Annotated in this window: 23 protein-coding genes; 14 read left to right on the plus strand and 9 right to left on the minus strand. The window is 60.2% G+C overall.

What is annotated here, in order from left to right; genetic code table 11:
* Positions 1–76: 76 nt before the first annotated feature.
* Positions 77–1,513 (plus strand): amidohydrolase, encoded by a 1,437-nt coding sequence (locus FF098_RS10485; RefSeq protein WP_155140243.1) that lies wholly within the window; start codon positions 77–79, stop codon positions 1,511–1,513.
* 14 nt (positions 1,514–1,527) lie between these two features.
* The gene (locus tag FF098_RS10490) at positions 1,528–2,850 is read left to right on the plus strand and encodes an amidohydrolase family protein (protein ID WP_166426475.1); all 1,323 of its coding nucleotides are present in this window, start codon (positions 1,528–1,530) and stop codon (positions 2,848–2,850) included.
* Positions 2,851–2,864: 14 nt separating this feature from the next.
* Here FF098_RS10490 and FF098_RS10495 read toward each other — a convergent pair whose 3' ends face one another.
* Positions 2,865–3,179, minus strand: coding sequence for a polyhydroxyalkanoic acid system family protein (locus FF098_RS10495; RefSeq protein ID WP_155140247.1), 315 nt, complete (start codon positions 3,177–3,179; stop codon positions 2,865–2,867).
* An 88-nt stretch (positions 3,180–3,267) separates the two neighbouring features.
* Entirely contained in the window at positions 3,268–4,764 is a 1,497-nt protein-coding gene (mltF, locus tag FF098_RS10500; protein ID WP_155140249.1) for a membrane-bound lytic murein transglycosylase MltF, read from the minus strand.
* A gap of 177 nt (positions 4,765–4,941) precedes the next feature.
* Here mltF and FF098_RS10505 point away from each other — a divergent pair, with 177 nt between their 5' ends.
* The 5 genes from FF098_RS10505 to FF098_RS10525 all read left to right on the plus strand — a co-directional run bounded on the left by FF098_RS10505 (position 4,942) and on the right by FF098_RS10525 (position 11,729).
* Positions 4,942–6,732 (plus strand): ATP-binding protein, encoded by a 1,791-nt coding sequence (locus FF098_RS10505; protein WP_155140251.1) that lies wholly within the window; start codon positions 4,942–4,944, stop codon positions 6,730–6,732.
* A gap of 69 nt (positions 6,733–6,801) precedes the next feature.
* Positions 6,802–8,103: a Gfo/Idh/MocA family protein gene (locus FF098_RS10510; protein ID WP_155140253.1), complete on the plus strand. Its 1,302-nt coding sequence runs from the start codon at positions 6,802–6,804 to the stop codon at positions 8,101–8,103.
* A gap of 15 nt (positions 8,104–8,118) precedes the next feature.
* Complete coding sequence (locus FF098_RS10515) at positions 8,119–9,147, plus strand: zinc-dependent alcohol dehydrogenase family protein (RefSeq protein ID WP_155140255.1); 1,029 nt, start codon at positions 8,119–8,121, stop codon at positions 9,145–9,147.
* Between the two features lie 85 nt (positions 9,148–9,232).
* A complete protein-coding gene (locus tag FF098_RS10520; RefSeq protein ID WP_205967471.1) occupies positions 9,233–10,588 on the plus strand; it encodes a glucuronyl esterase domain-containing protein in 1,356 nt (451 codons plus the stop codon).
* A 91-nt stretch (positions 10,589–10,679) separates the two neighbouring features.
* Positions 10,680–11,729 carry a sensor histidine kinase gene (locus FF098_RS10525; RefSeq protein ID WP_166426476.1) on the plus strand — a complete coding sequence of 350 codons (1,050 nt, stop codon included), beginning with the start codon at positions 10,680–10,682 and terminating at the stop codon, positions 11,727–11,729.
* On the opposite strand, the gene FF098_RS10530 is transcribed toward FF098_RS10525, so the two are convergent.
* On the minus strand, positions 11,730–12,773 hold the full coding sequence (locus FF098_RS10530) for an alpha/beta hydrolase (protein ID WP_205967472.1): 1,044 nt from the start codon (positions 12,771–12,773) through the stop codon (positions 11,730–11,732).
* Positions 12,774–12,975: 202 nt separating this feature from the next.
* Between FF098_RS10530 and rpsO the strand changes: the two genes are divergently transcribed.
* The 3 genes from rpsO (at position 12,976) to FF098_RS10545 (ending at position 17,646) form a co-directional block, all read left to right on the plus strand.
* Positions 12,976–13,245 carry a 30S ribosomal protein S15 gene (rpsO, locus tag FF098_RS10535; protein WP_155140259.1) on the plus strand — a complete coding sequence of 90 codons (270 nt, stop codon included), beginning with the start codon at positions 12,976–12,978 and terminating at the stop codon, positions 13,243–13,245.
* Positions 13,246–13,382: 137 nt separating this feature from the next.
* Positions 13,383–15,572 carry a polyribonucleotide nucleotidyltransferase gene (gene pnp, locus FF098_RS10540; protein ID WP_155140261.1) on the plus strand — a complete coding sequence of 730 codons (2,190 nt, stop codon included), beginning with the start codon at positions 13,383–13,385 and terminating at the stop codon, positions 15,570–15,572.
* A 169-nt stretch (positions 15,573–15,741) separates the two neighbouring features.
* Positions 15,742–17,646 carry a DUF885 domain-containing protein gene (locus FF098_RS10545; RefSeq protein WP_166426477.1) on the plus strand — a complete coding sequence of 635 codons (1,905 nt, stop codon included), beginning with the start codon at positions 15,742–15,744 and terminating at the stop codon, positions 17,644–17,646.
* Between the two features lie 61 nt (positions 17,647–17,707).
* Here FF098_RS10545 and FF098_RS10550 read toward each other — a convergent pair whose 3' ends face one another.
* Positions 17,708–18,022 (minus strand): PilZ domain-containing protein, encoded by a 315-nt coding sequence (locus tag FF098_RS10550; RefSeq protein ID WP_155140266.1) that lies wholly within the window; start codon positions 18,020–18,022, stop codon positions 17,708–17,710.
* 249 nt (positions 18,023–18,271) lie between these two features.
* On the opposite strand from FF098_RS10550, the gene trhA reads away from it, so the two are divergent.
* Positions 18,272–18,979: a PAQR family membrane homeostasis protein TrhA gene (trhA, locus tag FF098_RS10555; protein WP_166426478.1), complete on the plus strand. Its 708-nt coding sequence runs from the start codon at positions 18,272–18,274 to the stop codon at positions 18,977–18,979.
* A 16-nt stretch (positions 18,980–18,995) separates the two neighbouring features.
* Here trhA and FF098_RS10560 read toward each other — a convergent pair whose 3' ends face one another.
* Complete coding sequence (locus FF098_RS10560; RefSeq protein ID WP_166426479.1) at positions 18,996–19,685, minus strand: YitT family protein; 690 nt, start codon at positions 19,683–19,685, stop codon at positions 18,996–18,998.
* An 8-nt stretch (positions 19,686–19,693) separates the two neighbouring features.
* Positions 19,694–20,524: an enoyl-ACP reductase FabI gene (locus FF098_RS10565; protein ID WP_155140273.1), complete on the minus strand. Its 831-nt coding sequence runs from the start codon at positions 20,522–20,524 to the stop codon at positions 19,694–19,696.
* Positions 20,525–20,686: 162 nt separating this feature from the next.
* Between FF098_RS10565 and FF098_RS10570 the strand changes: the two genes are divergently transcribed.
* Positions 20,687–21,289 (plus strand): TetR/AcrR family transcriptional regulator, encoded by a 603-nt coding sequence (locus FF098_RS10570; RefSeq protein WP_155140274.1) that lies wholly within the window; start codon positions 20,687–20,689, stop codon positions 21,287–21,289.
* A 13-nt stretch (positions 21,290–21,302) separates the two neighbouring features.
* Here FF098_RS10570 and FF098_RS10575 read toward each other — a convergent pair whose 3' ends face one another.
* Together FF098_RS10575 and FF098_RS10580 are read right to left on the minus strand one after the other, a co-directional pair.
* A complete protein-coding gene (locus FF098_RS10575) occupies positions 21,303–21,617 on the minus strand; it encodes a hypothetical protein (protein WP_155140276.1) in 315 nt (104 codons plus the stop codon).
* A gap of 202 nt (positions 21,618–21,819) precedes the next feature.
* Positions 21,820–22,077, minus strand: a complete 258-nt coding sequence (locus FF098_RS10580; RefSeq protein ID WP_155140278.1) for a hypothetical protein — start codon at positions 22,075–22,077, stop codon at positions 21,820–21,822.
* 122 nt (positions 22,078–22,199) lie between these two features.
* Between FF098_RS10580 and FF098_RS10585 the strand changes: the two genes are divergently transcribed.
* The gene (locus FF098_RS10585) at positions 22,200–23,087 is read left to right on the plus strand and encodes an ABC transporter six-transmembrane domain-containing protein (protein WP_155140279.1); all 888 of its coding nucleotides are present in this window, start codon (positions 22,200–22,202) and stop codon (positions 23,085–23,087) included.
* 1 nt (position 23,088) lies between these two features.
* Here FF098_RS10585 and FF098_RS10590 read toward each other — a convergent pair whose 3' ends face one another.
* Positions 23,089–24,462 (minus strand): NAD-dependent succinate-semialdehyde dehydrogenase, encoded by a 1,374-nt coding sequence (locus tag FF098_RS10590; protein WP_155140282.1) that lies wholly within the window; start codon positions 24,460–24,462, stop codon positions 23,089–23,091.
* Between the two features lie 136 nt (positions 24,463–24,598).
* Between FF098_RS10590 and FF098_RS10595 the strand changes: the two genes are divergently transcribed.
* The gene (locus tag FF098_RS10595; protein ID WP_155140284.1) at positions 24,599–25,213 is read left to right on the plus strand and encodes a hypothetical protein; all 615 of its coding nucleotides are present in this window, start codon (positions 24,599–24,601) and stop codon (positions 25,211–25,213) included.
* Position 25,214 lies beyond the last annotated feature (1 nt).

Consider the following 25,214-nt stretch of genomic DNA (forward strand, 5'->3'; position numbering starts at 1 on the left):
GACTTCTGTCGGTGGGCGCTTGTCAGACACGGCCTGATCTCTAAGGTGGGAGCCTGAACAAGAGCGAGGTTTACAGATGATCGATAAACTGACGGGTTCTGCGGGGATAGGGGCAGCCCTTGCCGCATGCCTGCTACTGGTTGGCTGCGGCGGCGAGGAGAAAGAGGCAAAGGCCGACAAGGGCGAAGTCCAGTCGATGCTGACCAATCCCTATCCTTCGACCTATGAGCGCTATGCCTCCCAGCCGACGCTGATCACCGGCGCAACGATCTATACCGGTACTGGCGAGAAGATCGAGAACGGCTCGATTTTCATGCGCGACGGCAGGATCGAGGCGGTTGGCCCGGCAGGCGAGATCGATGCGCCCAAAGGCGATATCGTCACCATTGACGGGGCCGGCATGTTCGTAACCCCCGGTCTGATCGACAATCACTCCCATCTCGGGGTCTATCCGTCACCGGGCTTCAGCTCGACGTCCGATGGCAATGAGGCGACCTCGCCGAACACGGCCAATGTCTGGGCCGAGCACTCGGTATGGCCGCAGGACCCGGGCTTTACCCGGGCGCTGGCTGGCGGCATCACCTCGCTGCAGATCCTGCCCGGCTCGGCGAACCTCTTCGGTGGCCGTGCGGTAACGCTGAAAAACGTACCGGCCCGTACCGCGCAGGAGATGAAGTTTCCCGGCGCGCCCTATGGCATGAAGATGGCCTGCGGCGAGAACCCCAAGCGGGTCTATTCGAACTCTGGTCCGTCTACCCGCATGGGCAATATGGCTGGCTATCGCGCTGCGTGGATCGACGCCCAAGCCTACAAGAAGAAATGGGATGACTATCTCGATGACCCGGAAGGCAAGGATGCGCCCGAGCGGAACCTGAAGAACGAAACGCTGGCCGGTGTCCTGTCCGGCGACATTCTCGTCAACATGCATTGTTACCGTGCTGATGAAATGGCCCAGATCCTCGATATGTCTGAGGAATTCGGCTACAAGGTCACGGCCTTCCACCACGTTGTCGAGGGCTACAAGCTCGCTGACAAGCTGGCGGAAAATGGCATTTGCGCCTCCGTCTGGGCGGACTGGTGGGGCTTCAAGCTGGAGTCCTATGACGGGGTGCCGGAAAATGCGGCTCTCATTCATGCCCAGCCCGGCGGCTGCACGATCATCCATTCGGACTCCGAGATGGGCATCCAGCGCCTGAACCAGGAAACGGCAAAGGCGATGGCCGATGGCAACAATCTGGGCCTGAACATCGCACCGGAAGAAGCAATCAGCTGGATCACCTCGAACCCGGCCAAGGCCATGGGTATCCTCGACGAGACCGGTACGCTAGAGGCCGGCAAGATGGCCGACGTGGTGCTGTGGGATGGTGACCCGTTCTCTGTCTACACGAAGACCGACAAGGTCTTCATCGACGGGGCGCTGATGTTTGATCGCCAGAATCCGGAAATCAGCCCACGGACCGATTTTGAGATCGGCCAGCTCGACAACACGACAACCGGAGGGGCGGGACAATGAGGATGCTTTCTGAAATGAAGAAATTGCTTGCCGTAACCGCCAGCGTGTTCTGTGCCGCCGCCACCCTGGCAGTGGGGCATCCAGCCTATGCACAGGCAGAGCCGATCGCGATCATCAATGCAGAGATCCACATGGCAGGTCCGGCGGAAAATCCGCGCACGATCCGCAGTGGCTCCATCATCATCAATGACGGTCGTATCGTTGCCGTTGGCGCCAACGTAACACCGCCCAGCGATGAGTTCCGTATCATCGATGCAGGCGGCATGCCGGTGACCCCCGGCCTGTTCGCCCCGGTGTCTGCCCTGGGTATCGAGGAAATCGGCGGCAATGACGAAGGCAATGACCGCCGTGCTGACCGCGGCTTCCCGCTGTCCGCTTCGCTGAACGCCGAGGATGCGCTCAACACATCCAGCTCAATTATTCCGATCAACGCAGCCGGCGGCGTGACCCGTGCCTATACGACACCCGACCCGGGCGGCAAGCTGTTCGGCGGCTGCGGCATGGTCATCGACCTGTCGGGCAGTATCGACCCCGTGACGAAGTCCTGCGTTGCCCAGCATGTCGCCATGGGCCAGGCCGGTGCGAACCGTGCCGGTGATACCAAGGCCGGGGCCATCGCGCTTCTGCGTTACTATCTTAACGAGGCCCGGCGTTACTCGCAGGCGCCGGAGGATTATCGCTACATGACGAATGTCAGTGAGCTGACAATCCCTGACCTCGAAGCGCTCGTGCCATATGTGAATGGCGAAAAGCCGCTGCTGGTCGAGGTAGAAAGCGCGCCCGATATTCGCCGCCTGATCGAGATGCAGCGCGAGTTCGGGCTTGATCTGGTCCTTCTGTCTGCCCGCGAAGCGTGGATGGTCGCGGAGGAACTGGCGTTGGCCGACATTCCGGTGATCATCAATCCGCTTCAGAACCTGCCTGTCCGGTTCGAGGCGATGGGCGCGACCCTCACCAATGCTGCCATGTTGCAGCAGGAGGGTGTTCGCGTGTCCTTCTACGATTCCGATATCGGATACACGCATAACTTGCGGGCACTGACCCAGCTGGCCGGCAATGCCGTTGCCTATGGCATGAGCCACAAGGATGCACTCGCGGCGATTACGCTCAATCCGGCGATCATCTGGGGTCTGGAAGCCGAGCTCGGCACGATCCAGGCCGGCAAGACCGCCGATATCGTGATCTGGGACGGTGATCCGCTGGAGCTGACGTCACGGCCAACGACTGTCATCATTGCCGGTGAGGAGATGGATCGCACGACAAGGCAGACTATGCTTGCGCGGCGCTATCTCGACCTGTCGAGACAGGACCTGCCGATCGCCTATCAGGGTGAATAACAATACAGGGCGGGCTATTTCTTCTCCAGAAGCAGCCTGCCCTCGCGCTCTACCTTGCCGGAAATGGTTTCGGCGAGGGAAGCAAGCAGGCCCGGCAGCGTCGCCACGATGCGCACATGGGCAGGGAAGACATCGATCTCGCCGGTAATGGTCTGGCCCAGCCCCTTGGCCGTGAAGGACAGCTTGTCCTCCTCCCAGCTTTCCCGGAACTTGAACATCATGCCGCCGGTCATGGCGCCTTTCAGCTTGGCAAAGCCTTCCTCGATGCGGCGACGGGCCTCTTCCTTGCCGAGGTCGTGAGACAGGGTGATCGTGACGGGACGTGCCATGGAAAATCCTCCGTTTCACTCTCATGTGGGGGCGTCGAGGGAGAATTTACAGTGCTCGCAAGGATATTTAAGCGGATAGCGCTTGCTGCTACTGCGGGGGTAACACCTGTTCAGCCAGATTTTCTTCCTCTGCCATATTCGGCTCGTTTGCGGGCATGCTGTTGTCCTCGATGACGAAAGGCGGCTGTTCAGGGTTGGCGATATTGTTGGTCAGTACATCGTCATATTCGCGGATACGCCTGACATAGTGAACCGGCTCATACCCGCGGGCATAGCCATGGGGCACGGTCGAGTAATACTGTTTTTTGGTCAGCAGGGGCAGCATGTCATCGATGACGCGCCACTTGTTCTTGTCCTGCCCGCGACGGTCGGCGAGGCGGCGTGCATCAAGCAGGTGACCGTAGCCGACATTATAGGCGGCCATCGCCATCCACAGCCTGTCATAACCGGTCACGGCATCGGGCAGTCTGTTGTATAGTCGGTCCATATAGTCCGCCCCGCCATAAATGCTCTGTACCGGGTCGAGACGGTTTTCGACGCCAAGCTCCCGCGCTGTTGGGCGTGTCAGCATCATCAGGCCGCGAACGCCGGTTGGACTCTTCGCCTTGGGGTCCCAATGGGATTCCTGATAACCTTGGGCTGCGAGCAGGGTCCAGTCGAGGTTCTCCATGTCTGCCGCATCGCGGAAATGATCTTCGTAATCCGGCAGGCGTGTATCGATACGCTCACGGAAGGTCGTGATGTTCAGGTAGTCGAAATCTTCCAGGTGTCCGAAGAAGCGCTCGTCAAGATCTTCCAGCGTGCCATCTTCGTGCAGGGACTGCATCCAGCCTGGCAGAAACTCCTGCAGGCTGTCCGCCTCTGGCGCGACCAGCCATGCGAGCTGACGGTCTTCATCGCCCAGTCGAAAGGCGAGGGCGAGATCTGGATAATCAAGCCGCGCAAGCGAAATGATGTGAGATTCTGCGACGGCGCAATCGACACGGCCTTCGCTGACCTCTCGCAGCAGGGGCATGGCCGAGGTGACATTTCGTCTTTGCCAGAAAGCCTGTTCAGATCCGGTAAGCTCGAGCAGCAATTCCTCGCTGCCGGAGTTCGCGACGACCGCAATCTCCACGCTTTCAAGGTCCGCGATATCAGCAGGCAAAGATCCGCCCCGGCGGCACACAATCTGGGGCGTCACATTCTTGTAGGCTGGTCCGTAAGGAACGTCTGTTTCAGCACGTTCACGCCTGGTAAGTCCGGCAGCAGCGATATGGCCCTCATTGTTTTCAATGGCTCTGGTCAATGCATCAAGATTGTCGAAAATCTCGTAACGCACATCGATCCCGAGGTCGCCCGCAAGCCGATTGGTGAGGGCATATTCATATCCCGTTTCCCGGCCATCCCGCTGGCGATAGGTTGCGGGGCCATTCACGGTCAGCACGATCAGTTCATCGGCCGCACCGGGCCCATCGGCCCGGTCGGTGACGTTATTGCGTGAAAAGGCAAAGGCGATAGCGATGAGCCCCGCCAGAAGCAGTGCCGCAAACAGCCACACGCCTTTCTGCCCGATGACAGTCTGTTGTCGTTGCGTATTTGCCATTGTGCCCTGAAAACACCACAGCTCGCATCATGGTTCAGGGTGATTTCGAGCTTGCTGTTAAACCAGTGCTAACCATGGCGTTAGGTCTAATTTTACTTTTTTCTAATCTTTCATCATTACCTTGCGCGTACTGAAAAGGGTCTTTTTCAGGTGGTAAACTGTGCGTGGGAGAGGTCTTTGACCTTGTTATTCCGTCATCTGAAAGATTTCATGTGGCCACCGGTCGAGGGTGACGATCACCTGAGTGCTGCCCGCAGGCGCCTGCTGATCATCATGTCTGTCGGCGTGCTCATCGCCGGCAACGTCTCAAACTTCCTCGCCTTCGAGGATGTCATGAAGCGCAATACTGCCATCAGCACCTTCATCCTGATCGCACCATTCCTGTTCTTCATCCCGCCCCTGATCCTGCGCCGCAAGGGCAGCAGCACGACGGCCACGGCGCATCTGTTTCTGGTGCTGTTTACCTTTGCCGGGATCCTTGCCGCCTATACCGGTGGTGGCTTTTTCTCGCTGGGCACATTCTATCTCGCTGCCGTGCCGCCGATCGCGGTGCTGGCAATCGGCCTGCGTGCCGGTCTCAGCTACCTCGCTGGTGTGATGGTACTCTATGGCTGCTTCTATTTCCTGCGCGACAGTCTTGCGCCCTATGACAACAATGTCCTGCCGGAAGTCTTCCTTTACTGGAACTTCGTGGGCCTCAGCATCATCGTCATGGGTATCACCTTGTCGACCCTTGTCTATCATCACGGCATGGCCGCCGCGACCAACAGCCTGACCCAGTCGCGCCAGGAAGCAGACTCCGGCAGTCGCGCAAAGACAGAGTTTCTTGCCAATATGAGCCATGAAATCCGTACACCTCTCAATGGTGTTCTCGGCATGGCGCAGGCACTGCAAAGCCGCCAGCTCGGGTCTGAAGAGCGGGCGATGGTCGATACGATACAGGATTCAGGCAACACACTGTTGGCCATTCTCAACGATGTGCTCGATCTGTCAAAGATCGAGGCAGGGCGCACGCTCCTGTCCCCATCGGACGAGAACCTGCATACGATCTTCCAGCGCACCCATGAGCTGTTCATGCCGCTGGCACGCGAAAAGGGCCTGAAGCTGGTCCTGAAAGTTCACCCCGATGTGCCACAATGGGTGCATGTCGATGCGATCCGTATACGCCAGTGCGTTTCAAACCTGGTATCCAACGCGGTCAAGTTCACCGAGAAGGGCGGCGTCTCCGTGAAGGTGCTCGCCAAGCCGATGAAGGGCCGCGCCAATGGCCATTTCGTCACCGTCAGCGTCACGGATACGGGCATCGGCATCGAGGAAGAAAAGCTCGCCAGCCTGTTCCAGGCGTTTGCGCAGGCCGATGCGTCAATCTCGCGCCGGTTTGGCGGTACGGGCCTTGGCCTGACTGTCGCCCGTAACCTGTCGCAACAGATGGGTGGGGATATCTCCGTTGAATCGACACCTCGCGTCGGCTCTCGCTTTGTCTTTACTTTCGTTGCCGCGCCTGCGGAGCAGAAGCACGTCACCGAGACGGATCGAACGGGTGCGTCTACAAAAGGGCGGATCGACGGTGTGCGCGTCCTCGTCGTCGATGACCAGGCGGTCAACCGCAAGGTCGCCCAGATATTCCTGCAGGAGGCCGGCGCCATCGTGACCGAGGCTGAAAACGGCCGCGAAGCGCTGGACATGCTGGAGCAGGATGAGGTCGATATCATGCTGCTCGACGTGCACATGCCGGTCATGGACGGGATCGAGACGATAAAGCGGCTTCGTTCCGGCTCCCTCGCCAGCAAGGCCCTGCCTGTGATCGCCCTGACCGCCGATGCCATGAGCGGCGCCGCCAACCGGCTGTTCGCTGTCGGTATGGACGGTTACCTGTCCAAACCGGTCGACCGGGTCGAAATGGTCCGCTCCATCCGCCGTGTCCTCGGCACAAGGCGTGCCGCAGCGAAGATGCGCAAATCCGCCTGATCCGTTTGCGCTAGTCTCGCGCGTCGTGCGATCTATAGTCTTCCTGTGAACGCTAACGGGAGACACAGGATGAGCGGCAAGAAGCCAGACAACAACACAGGCAAATCGTTGGAAATCCGGGGCTCTGGTCCATCCCGCCGGTCCTTTCTCAAGGGCGCTGCCGGCGGCGCCATGGCCGCGCCCCTGATCGCAGGCACGGCAGCGGCAGAGGTGATCCGGTCCAACGGCGTCCAGCCTGCCGGTACCGTCCTGCCTGACCGCGCCGTTGGCCGTCCCCTGCCCGGCGGGTTTTCGTTCCCGGAAGAGGCTGTCAGCATCCCGAAGGACGGGCGCAGGGTCGGCTTCGCCGTCGTCGGGCTGGGTTCGTTCGCCCTGAACCAGATGATCCCGGCGCTGATGCGCACCGATCATTGCCGGCTTGCGGCCGTCGTCACCGGCAATCCGGAAAAGGGCGCAGGCATCGCCCGCACCTATGGCCTGCCGGAGGACGCGATCTATTCCTATGAGCGCTTTGACGAAATCGCCAATGATGACCGGGTCGATGTCGTCTATATCGTCCTGCCGACAGGCCTGCATGCGGAATGGACGAAAAAGGCTTTTGCCGCGGGCAAGCATGTGCTGGTGGAGAAATGCATGGCGACATCACCCGCCGAATGCGAGGAGATGATCGCTGCATCAGAGGCCGCGGCCAAAAAGCTGATGGTTGCCTACCGCGTCCATTTCGAACCGTACAATATGAAGGCGAAGGAGCTGATCCGCGGTGGCGAGATCGGCATGCCGCGCATGCTGAACACGACGAACCATCGCGTCGCCAACCTGTCCAACCCCAGCGATGTCTGGCGGCTCGACCGGTCCCTGGCCGGCGGCGGGGCCTTGCCGGACTACGGCATCTATGGCCTGAACGGCATGCAGTATTTCCTTGGCGAACAGCCGGTGGAGGTATCCGCCCGAATCACAACGCCTGCTGACGATCCGCGCTTTCTCGAGGTCGAGGACCATGTTTCGGCATTGCTGACCTTCCCGTCCGGAGCGATGGGTAACTTGTCGACAAGCTATAACACAGAGAACTCCAACACGATTGATGTGTACGGAACGGAAGGCCGTGTCTCCATGGACCCGGCGACTTTCTATGGCGGCAACACGCTGACCCTGCGCCGTGGCCGCTCTGCCGAGCAACTGAACCCGGGCAACAGCAGCGTGCAGTTTGCCGCCGAGCTGGATCACATGGCCAGTGCCGTGCTCGACGATACACCGATCATCACGCCCGGCGAAATGGGCCTGCGCGACTGCCGCATTATCGAGGCTATTTATACCTCTGCGCGTGAAGGGCGCCCGGTGAAGCTGAACCCCGACGCAACCATGGCAAACTAGATTGGGAGTAACTTCATGAAAGCGATGAAGCTCGCCGCCTATGACGGCAAGGCGCCGTTCGAGGCCTTCGACAAGCCGGACGCCGACCCCGGCCCGAACGAGGTCGCGATCATGGTCGAGGCCTCCAGCGTCAATCCGGTCGACCTGAAAATACGCCAGGGGGCCACGCCGGTCGGGCCGGATGCGCCTCATGTGCTGGGTTGCGATGTTGCCGGTGAAATCGTGGCAGTCGGTGAGGCCGTTAAGGGCTTCAGGCCGGGCGATGCCGTCTATGGCTGCGCCGGCGGCGTGAAGGGCCGCGATGGGGCGTATTCGGAACGAATGGTCTGCGATGCGCGTCTCATCGCCCACAAGCCGGAGAGCCTGTCCTGCCGCGAGGCGGCGGCCTTGCCGCTCGTCGCCATCACCGCGTGGGAAGCGCTGGTGGATCGCGCCAAGGTCCAGCCGGGTGAACGCGTGCTCGTCCATGGCGGCGCTGGCGGGGTCGGCCATATCGGCGTGCAGCTTGCCCGGGCCATGGGCGCTATCGTGCACACGACGATCTCTTCGAAGGAAAAGGCCGCCATCGCCTATGATCTTGGGGCCGAGCGTGCGATAGACTACAAGGAAAAGTCCGTAGACGACTATATTGCAGAAGAGACCGGCGGCGAAGGGTATGATGTCGTCTTCGACACGATCGGCGGCCCGCATCTGGAAAAATCCCTGCAAGGCGTCAAGGTCAATGGCCGCGTGGTGACGACCGTCGGCGGCGGTGCGTCGCCGGAGCTGGCGCCAATGCATATGAAGAATGCCCGCCTTGATGTTGTCCTGATGTTGATCCCGATGCTTCAAGATCAGGGCCTCGACCACCATGGCGACATCCTGATGCGGCTGGCGCGCATGATCGAGAGCGGGTTCATCAGGCCGCTGATCGATGACCGCCGTTTCGCCCTGGAGGAAATCGGCGCGGCCCACGACCACCTGAAATCAGGTGATGCCATTGGCAAGATCGTCATCGATATCGGACAGAATGCCGATGCGAGGCCTTTTCCGCCATTGCGCTGATTGAGGGTTTGGCCTGAGGGGCACCTGCCGCTTGACCGCGCCCTCGCCAGAAAGGTAGCGTTACCAAAAAACAGATGAGGGCAGGATGAAGACGCATTTCCTTTTGGCTTTGAGCCTCGTTGCTGGGTCAATGTCCGTCAATGGCAGCGCCATGGCGCAAAATGAGGCGCCGGTCGAGTTGACAGCCGAGGAGGATCATCGCCGCATGCTAGACCTTCTCGGCCTGGAGGCGCTGCGCCCTGGGCGCAACGGGATGGACCCGGAAGCGGAAAACTATGCCAATTACGATGAGGCGACGTCCAATCCGTACCCGGACTTGCCGCCACTTATGATCACCGAAAATGGAGAGCCGGTAACCGGCCCGCAAATGTGGGAAGAGACCCGCCGACCCGAGCTGGTCGGTATCTTCAGTGAGGAAATCTATGGCCATGCCCCGGCGGTGACGCCGTCCGTCACTTGGGAAGTGGTCGCCGAGCGTGAAGAGACGGTCGCCGGCGTGCCTGCCATCGTGCGCGATTATGTCGGCCGTGTCGATAACAGCGCGTATCCGGCGATCGAGGTCAATATCGACATGACCCTGACCCTGCCGGCTGAGGCGGAGGGCCCTGTGCCAGCCATCGTCAGCTTCATCTTCCGCTTCCCGGCGAACTGGGAGGCACCCGCAGGGTGGGAGCCGCCTAGCCCCTCAGCCACCGAGCGCATCCTGTCGCGTGGCTGGGCCCATGCCGAGCTGGTACCGACGACCGTGCAGGCAGACAATGGGGCCGGGCTGACCAAGGGCATCATCGGGCTCGTCAACAAGGGCCAACCCCGCGATGCCGATGACTGGGGCGCGCTGAGGGCCTGGGCCTGGGGTGCGAGCCGGGTGCTCGATGAGTTCGAAGGGATGAAAGAGATCGACGAGACCCGCGTCGCCATCGAAGGGTTGTCGCGCTATGGCAAGGCGGCCCTCGTGACCATGGCCTATGACGAGCGCTTCGCCGCCGGGTTTTCCGGCTCCTCCGGCGAAGCGGGGGCCTCGCTCTATCGCCGCGACAATGGCGAGGTGCTGGAAAATGTCGCGTCCTCCGGGGAGTACCACTGGATGGGCGGCAATTTCCTGAAATATGCCGCGGATCCGCTCGGCTGGGATGACCTGCCCATCGACGCCCACTCCCTGATTGCGCTATCCGCGCCACGTCCGCTTTTTGTCGGGACAGGCAAGTCAGAAGAGGGCGATGCCTGGGTCGACCCGGTCGGCATCTTCATGGCGACGAAAGCGGCAAGCCCGGCATGGGAGCTTTATGGCGCGGGTTCAATCCATGATGTCGACTTTCCGGGCGAGAAGGTCGAGGTCGGCGAGGGGGCTATCGTCTTCCGCCAGCAGGAAGGCGGGCACTCCAACCACCTCAACTGGGAAAGCTTCCTGGATTTCGCCAAGCGGGAGTGGGCGGACGAGTAGGGCCTCAGCGCATTAACATAAGACATTGTTTCAGATGTAAGCGGTGCTAATGTCGCAGCTGGTGGCCATCAAGGCACCAGCCGGGAGAGTTATGCCAATCATCGAAGATCTGCTCGACCGGATCGGTCTGTCGAATGACAAGATCCTGATTTCTGCTCTGGAACAGCTTGGTGAAGGCGTGATTGTCGCTGACGCCAATGGCCGGCTGGTCTTCATCAATTCAGCAGCCGCGCGCATTCATGGCGTCAAACGCCTGGACGTCGAGCCCGATGATTATTCGGAGGCCTACCAGCTCCTGACCAGCGAGGACGAGCCGCACCCGCCGCAGGACCTGCCCCTCGCCCGGGCGGTGGCAAAAGGCGAAACCGTCGAAGATGCCCACTGGAAGATCCGCCGCCCCGACGGTGTGATGGTCGATGCCGTCGGCACCGCCCGTCCCATTCTCGATGAGGACGGCAAGCAGGTCGGCTCGGTGTTGACCATGTCTGACCGGACCGAGGAATTCGAGACACGCCGGGAGCTGGATGCAGCATTGAGCGCCAAGGATGCGCTGCTGTATGAGGTAAACCACCGTGTAAAGAATAACCTTGCCCTTGTCTCTGCGCTCCTGCGGCTGCAGGCGCAATCACTGGGTGACCAGCAGGCCAAGAGCGCTATTCACGACCTCGCAGGGCGCATCACGGTGCTGGAGGACTTCCACCGCAGCCTGTATCAGACCGGCGGCCATAACGAAATCGATATCGTTTCTTTCCTGTCGCAGAACATGACCGACAGCCTCAAGGCGATGACAATGGATAACCGCATCGCGATCAAGGTGCGCAGTACAGGCCGGGCCATCTTCCAGATTGATCGGGCGGTGCCACTCGTCCTTGCCCTGAACGAGATGCTGCTCAATTCTATCAAGCACGCCTTTGCCGATACGGAAAAGCCGGAAATCTCCCTCGAGATCAAGGCTGCCGAAGACCAGCTGAGCATAGTCTATGCCGATAATGGCTGCGGCCTCGGCAATGCTGACCCTGGCAAGGCAAAAGGCATCGGCCGGGCACTCATCGCCAATCTGTCGAGCCAGCTTGACGCGACCATGGAAACCCTGAGTGATGCACAGGGCTTCCGGGTCAGGATCGACGTCCCGCTGGACTGATTACTCTGTACGCAGTGCGTCGGAGAAGAACGGCAATACTTTGTCCCGGAACTGTTCGGAGACCCGGTTGACGTGGTCGCCCTCATAGATCTCGAACTCGTGCTCGATGCCGTTCAGCGTCAGCCACTCATCCATTTTCTTGGCGCCAGGCAGCAGCCAGTCCTCGTCACCGATATCGATGGCGATCGCCTCATAAGTCATCAGCGCTGACCTGTACTGGTCGGCCATGGCGAGCGGCGCATTGGCCGTCCATCGGGCGACCGGATCGGTGACCGCGTCCTCATCGCCCGGCAGGTCGAAATAGAAGGGCGGATTTTCCGGGTTCGGCGACCATGCAGCGGCGGAGGCAAGCGTCGCCCGCTCGAAAAAGCCGAGCTCCAGCGTATCGGCAGGGTCTTCAAACGCGCGCAGTTTCTTCAGCATGGCGGGATCGACGCCGCGCGAGGGCTCCAGACAGCACGGGCTCATGGCATAAAGCGCAGCGAAGACATCCGGGCGCTTCATGCCGATGCGCAGCGTGCCATACCCGCCCATGGAATGACCGGCGAGGCCGCGCGCTTCCCGCGCCGGGATAGTGCGGTAATTCTCATCGACATAGGCGACGACATCCTCGGCGATATAGCTTTCCCAGTCACCGGTGGTGACCGAGGCTGTGTACATCGACCCGTTATGCAAGGTCTGGGCATCCGGCATGACGACGATCATTTCCTGTGCGCCAGCGGCGAAGGCAGTGGCGACCGCGTCGGTGCGGGCGAGATCGCCGCGGAAAGCATCGTTATTGGATGAATAGCCATGAAGCGCGTAGACCACCGGGTAGCGTCTCTCCTCATCCGCCTCATAACTCGGCGGCAGGTAGACGATGATGTCGCGTGTCGCGGCATTGCCTTCGAGGTTCCCCTCCAGCGACGGGCCGGGGATCATCACCTGTTCGATAGTTACATCCTGCGCCCCGGCAGGGCTTGCCAGCATGACCATCGCGACACCTGCGATCGTCACTTTGCGAAGGGCTTTGCGGAAAACTGTGCTCATCGTGGTAATCATCATGTCCTCACCTTCTGGTTTTTCCTGATTTAACCGTCTCGCCGGTCGGGCAGCAAGCCTTGGCGGTGCCCCTTGACGCTGCCCATATTTTCCCTTGCCCCATTATCACTTGCAGGCCCCGCAATAATCGGCTAACACCCGCCAACCCTTGCTGGACGGTGCCCCGGCAGGCGGTTTTTCCATTCCCGGCACTCGGAGAAAAGCAATGTCGATTACTGCTGAGCGCAAATCTGCGCTGATCAAGGAATATGCCCGCGAAGAGGGCGACACCGGCTCCCCGGAAGTACAGGTCGCAATCCTGACCGAGCGGATCCAGAACCTGACTGAACATTTCAAGGACCACAAGAAGGACAACCACTCCCGCCGTGGCCTTCTGAAGATGGTTTCCCAGCGCCGCCGGCTGCTGGACTATGTCAAAGGCATTGACGAGGGGCGCTACCAGTCCCTGATCGAACGGCTTGGCCTGCGCCGCTAAAGCAGGTAAACCGGAAAGCGGGCCTCATGGGCCCGCTTTTGTTATGTGGCCAGGCGTGCAGCAAGGGTGCTGACGCCCGCCACTCGTACACCAGGACGCGTGCAATCCGGCACTCGTCCGAATTGAAAGAAACTCTCATGTTTACAATTACGAAGAAGACTATCGAGTGGGCCGGCAAGGAGCTGACCCTCGAGACGGGCCGCATTGCCCGCCAGGCCGACGGCGCGGTTCTCGCGACCTATGGCGAAACCAGCGTTCTGGCCACCGTGGTCGGCAAGCGCGAGACGAAGCCGGGACAGGATTTCTTCCCGCTGACCGTCAACTATCAGGAAAAAACCTTTGCCGCCGGCCGCATTCCCGGCGGTTACTTCAAGCGTGAAGGCCGTCCGACAGAGAAAGAGACGTTGACCTCGCGCCTGATCGACCGTCCGATCCGCCCGCTCTTCGCACCGGGCTTCAAGAACGAGGTACAGGTCGTCTGTACCGTGATGAGCCATGACCTGGAAAACGATCCGGATGTCGTCTCGATGATTGCCGCCTCCGCTGCGCTGACCATTTCCGGCCTGCCGTTCATGGGCCCGATCGGTGCCGCCCGCGTCGCTTGGAAGGATGGCGATTACATCATCAACCCGACCCTTGCCGAGATGGAAGAAACCGAGCTTGACCTTGTCATGGCCGGTACAGCCGACGCGGTGATGATGGTCGAATCCGAAGCGAAAGAGCTGTCGGAAGAAATCATGCTCGGTGCCGTTGTCGCCGGTCACGATGCGGCGAAAGAAGCCGTCGACTTCATCATCTCCTTTGCCGAGAAATGCGCGAAAGAGCCGTGGGATTATACGCCTGCGGATCATTCCGGGCATATGGGCAAGATCCGCGAGCTGGCTGAGGCAGGTCTGCGGGATGCCTATGGCGAGCGCCTGAAACAGGCCCGTGTCGAGAAAATCGGCGCGGTAAAAGACAAGGTCTATGCCGAGCTGTGCAACGAGGAAGACGAAAACGCCCTCGACAAGACGATCGTCGGCTCCCTGCTGAAAGAGCTGGAAAGCGATATCGTCCGCAACGGTATCCTAGATACCGGCGAGCGCATCGACGGTCGTGACACGAAAACCGTGCGCCAGATCGAATCCGAAGTCGGCATCCTGCCGCGTACGCACGGTTCTGCCCTGTTCACCCGCGGTGAAACGCAGGCAATCGTCGTTGCCACGCTCGGCACCGGCGAGGACATGCAGTATATCGACGCGCTGGCCGGGACGTATCAGGAAAGCTTCCTCTTACACTACAACTTCCCGCCATACTCCGTCGGCGAGACGGGCCGCATGGGCTCCCCGGGCCGTCGCGAGATCGGCCACGGCAAGCTTGCATGGCGCGCGCTTCGTGCCGTTCTTCCGACCCAGGAAGAATTCCCCTACACGCTGCGTCTGGTTTCCGAGATCACCGAATCCAACGGCTCGTCCTCCATGGCAACTGTCTGCGGTTCGTCGCTGGCGATGATGGATGCCGGTGTGCCGATCAAGCGTGCCGTTGCCGGTATCGCCATGGGCCTGATCCTCGAAGGCGAACGCTTTGCCGTCCTGTCCGACATTCTGGGTGATGAAGATCACCTCGGCGACATGGACTTCAAGGTCGCCGGTACGAGTGAAGGCGTCACCTCGCTGCAGATGGACATCAAGATTGCCGGCATAACCCGCGAAATCATGGAAACCGCTCTTGCCCAGGCAAAAGACGGCCGCATGCACATTCTCGGCGAGATGAACAAGGCGATCGGCGAGTCCCGTGGCGAACTGGGTGAATACGCCCCGCGCATCGAGACGATGCAGATCCTGACCGACAAGATCCGTGAAGTGATCGGTACCGGCGGCAAGGTGATCCGCGAGATCGTCGAGAAGACTGGCGCCAAGATCAACATCGACGATGATGGCCTGATCAAGATCGCCTCTTCCGAGAAAGAGCAGATCGATGCTGCCATCAAGTGGATCAAGTCGATCACAGACGAACCGGAAGTCGGCGAGATCTACAAGGGCAAGGTCGTCAAGACGATGGACTTCGGTGCTTTCGTCAACTTCTTCGGCGCCCGCGACGGTCTCGTCCACATCTCGCAGCTCGCTGCAGACCGTGTCGAAAAGACCTCCGATGTCGTCAAGGAAGGCGACGAGGTCTATGTGAAGCTTCTGGGCTTTGACGACCGTGGCAAGGTCAAGCTGTCGATGAAAGTCGTTGACCAGGAAACCGGCGAACTCGTGCCGGGCATGGAAGACGAGGAAGACACCGGTGGCGGCGGTGGCTCGCGCCGTCCGCGCCGTGGTCGCGGCAAGCGTGACGACGACTAGTCGCCAGACGCTCTACTGAATTGAGAAGCCGCCCGGTTCGCGCCGGGCGGTTTTTCTTTGCCCGCCTTTTGGTGTCTGGCCCCTGGTGCATGCTTTGTGCGGCGTGCCCCTTGGCGCACGCCGCCGACTGGCCTAGTTTATCGCTCAGTATGGAAGGGGATCTATGATCATGGCCAAGAAAGTGACACACCGTTTCGCGCTGATGATGGGCGCAGCCGCCCTCGCGCTTGCCGCCTGCTCCGGCGAAGAGGACGCGACCACATCCGCTGAAACGACGCCTGCTCCGGCGCAGGCCGAGGAAGTCGTCGAGAAGACGCAGTCCGAGCTGTTCCTCGAAATGGCGGAGCGCCATGCCTCGCGTTATCTCAAGGCAAATCCCGAACAGGCGACCAGCCTGGGCGTCGAAACCGCCGTCGCAGGGCGCGCCTACAATGCCATGTTCGGCGAGTATGGCTATGTTGCCAATCAGGAAGCCATCGGCATGAATGAGCGTTTCCTCGAACAGCTGCGCCGCTTCGACCGCGCCGACCTCGAAGGCACCGCGCTCGTCACCTATGACGTGCTGAAGGATGCCTATGAGATGGCGGCCCAGCGCAATACCTATGATTTCGGCAATGCGTCGGTGATGGTCTCGAACGGGCCATACGTACTCAACCAGCTTGTCGGACCGCATATCGGTATCCCCCAGATGATGCTGACCGAGCAGCCGCTGGAAAGCTCGTCCGATGTGCAGGATTACATCACCCGTCTCGGCAAGTTCGGTATCGTGTTCGAGGCGGTGGGCGATGCGCTCGTCGCTGATGCCAATGCCGGTGTCGTACCGCCGATCTTTGCGCTGGAAAAAGTCGCGATCACCGCCAACGGGTTTATCGATGTTCCGCCAGCTGAGCATCCGCTGGTTGTCAAGCTCGAAGGCGCTCTTGCCGATATCGACACGATGGACGAGGACGCGAGAACCAGCGCCGTGGCAGAAGCGACCGAACTGGTCGAGACCGTTGTCTATCCGGCATATACACGGCTTGCCGAAACGGTCACCTCGCTTGTCGAACAGTCCAATAATGATGCCGGCATCTGGCGTATCGATCAGGGTGAGGATTTCTACCAGCATGCGCTCAACAGTTTCGGTGCCAATGGCATGACGGCTGACGAAGTTCACCAGCTCGGCCTTGACGAGGTCGCTCGGATCGAAGCGGCGATGGATGACATCCTCGTCGGCCTGGGCTCGACTGAAGGGCCGGTCGGCGAACGCTTTGCCGCCATCGCCGATGACCCCTCCATGGTCTATCCGAATACGGATGAGGGCCGCGCCGAACTTTTGGCTGAACTGAAAGCGCAGACTGATGCGATCATGGAGCTGTCGCCTGACTGGTTCGGCACCCTGCCGCCGCAGGACATGCTGGTCCAGCGCATCCCGGTTTATGAACAGGATTCCGCGCCGGGTGGTTATTACACCGCGCCGTCACTCGATGGCTCACGGCCCGGTATCTACTGGATCAACCTGAAGGATACGGCCGACTGGCCCAAGCAGACCCTGAAGACGCTGACCTATCACGAGGCTGTACCGGGGCACCACTTCCAGGTCGCCCTGCAGATGGATATCGAGAACTTCCCGCTCATCCGCAACACCTTCTTCTATTCGGAATTCGGCGAGGGCTGGGCCCTCTACGCCGAAGAGGTCGCGGCGGAAATGGGCATGTATGAGGACGATCCGCTCGGCGATCTCGGCCGGCTGCAGTCAGAGCTTTTCCGGGCCGTGCGTCTCGTCGTCGATACCGGCCTCCATGCCAAGCAGTGGACCCGCGAAGAGGCGATCGTGTACATGGTCGAGACCCTGGGAGATACAGAGGCGGCGGTGACCCGCGAGGTCGAGCGCTATGCCGTCTGGCCGGGCCAGGCGACGTCATACAAGCTCGGCATGCTGAAGATCCAGGAATTGCGCGAAAAGGCTGAGTCTGAGCTGGGTGAGGATTTCGACATCCGCACTTTCCACGACGCTATCCTGCTCGATGGTGCGGTGCCATTGCCGGTTCTGGAGCGGAAGATCAATACCTGGATAGAGACGCAGAAAGGCTGAGCCTTCCTGCGTCTCTAACCTGCCCTCTGTTGTGCAAGCGTATAGGGGGTCAGGTATTCGGTCAGCTGTGAGTGTTGTTCAGGTGAACGATCAGGGCAGAGATGAAGTGGGCGCCGACATCGGCGCCTGACTGCCATGCCTTGCGGCAGGTGATCACGATCTCGTCTTCGGTGAATTCAAGGTCGAAGCGCGGCGGCACATACTCCGGGCTGTGGAGGACAATCCTCGCGCCACCTGGTGACGTATTGCTGATGGTACACGGATGCGAGCAGCCTTCATTGATGATGAGGCGTCCCTTTATTTCCGTGTCGAGCCGCTCGAAAGCGCGGCGGCATGCCTCGCTCGCCGCGAGGCTGTCATATTTCAAACCAGGCATGTGGCGTATCCTTTGCAGCCTACGACACTCTCCCGCCCTTGGTGATTACACCTTTGCTAAAATTCTCTAATTTTGCGTTACGGTTCGTATGCCCCATGGTTAAATCGAATTCGCTCCCCATGTGAACAAAATGGACGGCACCGGTGTTGCCCTCACGCAATAGTCACCGCGTATTCACACAAAAAACAGCCGTCACCCGTAATTTCGCCTTCAATGGCTGTTACAGTTAATACCAAGTGCGGAGTAGCCATGTTCTTGTTGCCGAAAAAAAGAAAACCGGATGTCCATTCGCGGCTGGAGGAAATCCTCCACACAGCCAGCCATGGTATCGGGATCGTGCTCGGCATCGTGGCGCTAGTTTTTCTCGCGATCCGCGCGGCACGGCAGGGCGGTGCCCTTGAGGTGACCGCCGTGACGATCTTTGCCGCCAGCGTGATCGTCCTTTATCTTGCGTCTACCATCTATCACTGCTCCTGCGCACTCAGGGCGCGGGTTCAGCATTTTCTCGAGGCACTCGACCATTCGGCCATTTATGTGAAGATTGCCGGCAGCTATACGCCGTTCGCGCTGCTGACCCTGTCGCCGCGCACGGGCATATCGCTGCTGGTGTTCGTCTGGGTCGCTGCTGCCATCGGTATCGGGCTGAAGATCGCCGGGCATTTCATGACGGATTTGCGCAAGTATGACTGGATCTCACTGGCCAGCTATCTCGGCCTCGGCTGGGTCGCGATCTTCGTCGTGCACGAATTATGGGTGAACCTGCCGACAGCAGGGTTCATCTGGCTCGTCGCGGGCGGCCTCAGCTTTACCATCGGGGCGTTCTTCTATGCGTGGAAATCCCGCGCCTATACCCACACCATCTTCCATGTCTTCGTGCTGGGCGGCAGCGTCTGCCACTTCATCGCCGTCTATGGCTATGTCCTCGGCCACGACTTGCCAAAGGTCGCTTTCGCCTGACTTGGGTGTGCAAGGCTCAGCCGAAATAACGGCCCGGCCGGTGATTGGCCGACAGAACGAAAGAGAAGATCACAGCCACAAGCACAGAAAGCGCGACCCGGTCCGCCGGGATGACGAACAGCGCGACGGCTGCGATGACAAGGTCCGTGACCAGATGCACATGCCCGGCCCTGGCGATGCCCCTGTCCTGCATGTAGCTCGACAGGATCGTCAGCCCGCCAACCCCCGAGCGGTGGCGGAACAGGGCGACGATCCCGACGCCATTCAAGACGCCGCCTGCCAGCGCGGCGAAGATGGGGTTGATATCCTCGATCACCAGATAGCGTGAGATGACTGCCGTCAGTCCCGAGACGAGGATGATCGTCACCAGCGTTGCGAAGGTGAAGCGCACGCCCATGCGCAGCAGGGCCAACACGAAAAACGGCAGGTTCAGGATGATGAAGGCGAGCTCGAACGGCGCGGGCGTCGCATATTCGATCAGCAGCGCGACACCGGCAACCCCGCCGGTCAGGATCGTCGCTTCCCGAAACAGGGTGATCGCCAGCGACAGGAGCAGGGCCCCGATCAGGATGCCCTGCAGGTCGTCGAGAACGGAGTGTTTCGCGCCGGGCGGCAGGTCGAGCCGGTTGGCCCGCTCCCGCTTCGCTTTCTCGGCTACCGGTTTGTCGCTATCGGACTCTGGCCCTGTCGCTTCTGTATCAGTCAAGGGCCGGTCTATTCCTCGCCCTTGATGGCATCTTCTTCCGGCATGCCGACGATATGGAAGCCGGCATCGACATGGTGCGTCTCGCCGGTGCAGGACTTGCCGAGATCGGACAACAGGTACAGCGCGGCGCCTGCAACACCGGCCGGATCGGTATCCTCACGCAGCGGTGCCCACGCCCGGCCTTCGGAAAGCAGCGAGCGAGCGCCCGCGATACCACCCAGCGACAGTGTCTTGATCGCCCCGGCGGAGATTGCGTTGACGCGGATACCCTGCTTGCCGAGGTCGCGGGCGATATAACGGGTCGCCGCTTCCAGCGCCGCCTTGGCGACGCCCATCATGTTGTAGTTCGGAATGACACGTTCGGAGCCGAGATAGGTCAGGGTGATCATCGAACCGCCGGAATTCATGATCTTCGAGGCGCGGTTGGCGGCATCGACGAAGGAGAAGGCCGACACATCCATGGCGCGGGCGAACACTTCGCGCGTGGTGTTCTCGACGAAGGAGCCTTTCAGGGCTTCCTTGTCGGCAAAGGCGATGGCGTGAACGAGGAAGTCGATCTTGCCCCACTTTTCCTCGATGGTCTTGAACGCCTCGTCCATGGAGGCATCATCGGTAACATCGCAGGGGATGATCACCTCGGCGCCGAGGCTCTCGGCCAGAGGGCGCACCCGGCGCTCCAGCCCTTCGCCAACGTAAGTGAAGGCCATTTCCGCGCCCTGGGCGTGCAGCTGCTGGGCAATGGCCCAGGCGATGGAGTTCTTGTTCGCGACGCCCATGACGAGGCCGCGTTTGCCCTTCATCAGGTCACCGGTCGGGAATGTCTGGCTGTCTTCGCTCATCGGGGATGCCTTTCTCTTCTTTTATTTGCCCAGATAAACCGGCTTTTCCGCTCCAGCGCAAGCCGGGCGGCATGATTTTGCGATTTCGGGTGAGAGGCCGCTTTATCGCGCTGCAGCAATCGCCTAGCATGATTTGCGAGAGACAAATCCGGGGGACGGCGCATGGCCGAGGAAAAATCCTATCATCACGGCAATCTGCGGGAGGCCTTGCTGATGGCAGGGCTTGAATTGCTGCAGGAACAGGGTGCCTCCGGCTTTTCCCTGCGCGCCTGCGCGGCCCGGGCCGGGGTCTCCCACGCTGCACCGGCGCATCATTTCGGGGACATGAAGACGCTGCTCAGCACCATCGCCGCAGGCGGGTACATGGCGCTGGCGCAAACCATGAACACGGCCCGCAAGTCAGCGGGTACCGATGCCGCCCGTGCAATCGAGGCGATTGCCGCGGCCTATATCGGCTTTGCCATGGGCAACAGCGCACTGTTTTCCTTGATGATGGATGGGGAGCGCACCGATGGCGCCAATGCCGACTTGCTTGAAGGGGTGGCGGCGCTGAAGGCGGAAATCGCAGCAGTTGCGGCGCCGGCCTCGCGAAGGACAGGACCCGCCGGGCCGCATACGCCGACGCTGATGGAAACATTCCTGTGGTCGATGCTTCAGGGCCTGTCGCAGCTCGCCATCGCCGGCAGGCTGGAGGAGGGAGGCGCCATCAGCAGGCAGGCCTCCGACCTCGTGAAAACCGTCAGCACCCTGATGTTAGAGGGCTGACGGCAAATTCTTCTTATGCAGCGCCGTTTGGCTGCGGGGCCTCTGGGGCCTGCGGGTTTTCCAGATCCAGAACGATGTTCGTCGGCTGCGGCTGGATACCGCCCAGTTCCTTCTTGTCCTCATCGGTCCAGGCCGCGATCAGGAACAGGCCAGCCTTGGCTGGATCTTCCTTGGTCGGTTCAAAAACCAGAAGGCCATTATTGTCGAGATAGAAAGAGTGCTCGCCGAATGTCTGCGAGAGTTGCACGGCAACCGGGTGATCCTCTGGGATCGGGTCGGCGCCAAGTGTTTGTTTGGCAGCTTCTGCCTGGGTTTCAGTCAGTTTCATGGCTTCGCTCATTCAAATAAGGGTTCGGAGCCAACAGGGCTCACTTCACAAACAATACCGGCCTGACAATAGCTGAAAGACAAGCATCACGAATGGCAGCGACCCTAACAAGGGCCGCGCTGCGATGCAAACCGGGCAATGGCAGGAAACTCCAATAAACCTTAAGCTTTGGTGAGGTTTTTTGTGAGTTTAAGGGGGAAGGTTAACCGGCTGTCTTCTTGGTCAGCGCCCAGCCGATAAAGGCGATCAGGCAGGCGGCGACCGCGCCGGGTGCCAGCGCCAGCGCATATTGCTGGGCCATGACCAGCGACATCGCGCCAATAGCCGTCGAGATCGTCGCCAGCAGCACGATGAGCGAGGCGAGCGTGATCATGTTGTTTGCAGGCGTCAGAGACGTACGCCCGCTCTTTTCCACTTCGCGGATGAACCACGCATCGCCCTTGCCGATATTGTTATTCATGAAACGCTGTTCCGTATATTTCCCATTGATCTGCCGCAGCATAGGTCAGCCCGCGATTTGCGCAAGCAGTTGCAGTGCAGTGGGTGAGTAGTTATCTGCGATCAGGAAAAGGGTGGAGCATCATGAGCGACCAGTCGGCCATGCCCGAAGGCCTGTCCCATGCAGGGATCGTCAAGCGCTATCGCTGGGCGATTGCCGGCACGCTGGCCCTGCTGTCGCTGGAGAACCTGTTCACGGTTATCGAGCCATGGCTGCTCGGTCGCGCCATAGACAGCCTGATCGGCGACAGTTTCCTCGGCATCGTCATCTATCTCGCTGCTGCCGTCATCGCGATGGCATTAGGCGTTTCCCGCCGTCTCTATGACACGCGCATCTATGGCCGCATCTATCGCGAATCCGCTGGCGACGTTGCCGAGCGTCAGTTCACGAACGAAAAGCCAACGGCCCAGACCGCAGCCCATGTCGGGTTCGTTCAGGAGTTCGTGGATTTCTTCGAGCACATGCTGCCAGCAGCAATCGTCTCGATTTTCATGTTGCTTGGGTCAATCGTGATGATGGCGATCATCTCGCCGCTCCTGTGCCTGGGAACGGTCGTCGTTGCCGGGCTGATTGCGGCGATCTTCGGGGTCAGTGCCGGGAAGATCAATCGCCTCAATACAGGGCTCAATGACGAATTCGAGCGGCAGGTCGATATTCTCGACGCGAGAGAGATTCTCTCAACCCGGACGCATTTCTTCTCTCTCGTGCGTTGGCGGATACAGCTGTCAGACCTCGAGGCGCGCAATTTCGGCGGGGTGTTCCTGCTGACCTTCATGCTGACGGCCTTCGCCGTCTGGGTGCTGGTCAGTGCAGGCGACAAGAGCACGGGGGAAATCTTCGCGGCCCTGTCCTACGTGCTGCAATTCTCGCAGTCTGTTATCATCCTTCCGTACACTTACCAGCAATTCCTGCGGACAAGCGAGATTGGCACGCGCCTGTCAGGTATACCAACGGATGATACGACAGGCTAGATCAGCTGGACGAGCCGACGCAGCAGGTCTTGATGTTGACGAATTCCCTGATGCCGTCCTCAGCCAGCTCGCGGCCATAGCCGGAGGCCTTTACCCCGCCGAATGGCAGGCGCGGATCGGACGCTGTGATCGTGTTCACGAACGTGCCGCCGGCATCGAGCTGGTTGAACGCTTGTTCTATCTCGCCCTCATCCTGTGTAAAGATCGCCGAGCCGAGCCCGAAGCGGGATGTGTTGGCGAGAGAGATTGCCTCTGAAAGGCTTGCAGCCGAAAACAGCGTTGCGACTGGCCCGAAAAGCTCCTCGGCAAAGGCGGGGGCGCCTTCCGGGATGTTTTCCAGAATGCCTGGGCGATAAAAGAAGCCGTCGCCGTCGATCACCTTGCCGCCGGTCAGGCAGTCGGCGCCCTTGGCGATGCTCTCGGTCACCTGTTTGTCGAGATCGTCGCGGGTCTGTGCCATGGCGAGGGGCCCGATATCGGTATCCTCCGCCATCGGATCGCCGACCTTCAATGCCTCGAATCTCGCTACGAAGCCGTCGCGGAAATCCCTGTAGACATCCTGATGGATGATGAAGCGTTTGGCAGCAATGCAGGACTGGCCATTGTTCAGGGTGCGTCCTGTCACGGCGGCATCCAGCGCGGCATCGAGGTCCGCCGATGGCATGACGATGAATGGGTCGGACCCGCCAAGCTCCAGCACCGTCTTCTTGATGTGATCACCGGCGGTCGCGGCAACGGCGCGCCCTGCCGGTTCCGAGCCTGTCAGCGTTGCTGCGCGCACTCGGTCATCTTTCAGGATGCGCTCGACCTTGCCGGACCCGACCAGCAATGTCTGGAACGCGCCCTCGGGGAAACCTGCATCGCGGAACACTTCTTCGATGGCGAGCGCCGATTGCGGTACATTGGAAGCATGTTTCAAAAGACCGGTATTGCCCGCCATGAGGGCAGGGGCGGCAAAGCGGAAGCACTGCCACAGCGGGAAGTTCCACGGCATCACGGCCAGTACCGGCCCGATCGGCAGGTACCGGGCAAAGGAGCGTTGTGCCTTGGTTTCAATCGGTCGGTCGGCAAGGAATTCTTCCGCATTCTCGGCATAGAAGCGGCAGGCCCAGGCGCATTTCTTCACTTCGGCCTTTGCGGAGGCAAAGGTCTTGCCCATCTCCGTCGTCAGCAGGCGGCCATAGGTTTCCTGCCGGTCCTCGAGAATGTCCGCTGCACGCATCATCAGCGTTGCGCGGTCGGCAAAGCTCAGGCCTCGCATCGCATGGAAGCCGGAGACGGAGCGCGCAATGGCCTTGTCGACATCGGCATCGCTCAACTCATCGAACGTCTTTTCGACCTTGCCGGTCGCGGGATTGAGGGTCTGGATCGGCATTCTCATCCTCCATCTGCTGGCTCATCGCTGCTCGAGACTTAGCGCGGCGGCGAAGGGCCGCCTACAGGCAATGACAGTTAGCAGGTGATTTGGTTCACCGGACTTGCTAGGCTCAGGCCACTAAAGGGGGAACATCATGATCGAATACAAGAAACGCGAAAGCGTTATGACCAAGGCAGAGCACATCTATCGCCTGACCGATGACGAGATTCAGATGGTCAGGCCTGATGGCTATACATGGGGGTTGAAGCTGGCGGAGATCGACACGATCCGCGTTGCCTATGCGCCGACACGGGCCAAGACCAACCGCTATCTCACCACCATCACCGACCGCAGGAAGGGCAAGCTGCAATATGACAACATGCACTTTGCCGGGGTCGCCGATTTCGAGGACAGGTCGGTCGCTTTTTCGGAGTTCACGAGATTTGTGATCGACCGTGTGCGGAGCGCCTCACCCACAGCAAGGTTGATGGCCGGTGCCCCGGCGGTGAGTTATTTCGCTCAGTTGTTCTTCGTCGCTGCCGTATTCTTCGTGCTGGCGCTGGTAATTTTCTCGCTGCCGATCAATTTTGGCAACCTTGCCGTCACTGTTTTCATCAAGGCAGCGATTATCATTATCTTCCTGCCCTTCCTGTTCAAATGGATCGTGAAAGGCAGGCCGCGGCAGGTCGCTTTTGATGCAATTCCGAAGGATTACCTGCCGAAACCGGGGATCATGGCCCGGCGAGATGGTGGTGCAGTCGGCGACTGAT

Source organism: Aquisalinus luteolus, from assembly GCF_009712425.2.
Classification (GTDB): Bacteria; Pseudomonadota; Alphaproteobacteria; order Caulobacterales; family Parvularculaceae; genus Aquisalinus; species Aquisalinus luteolus.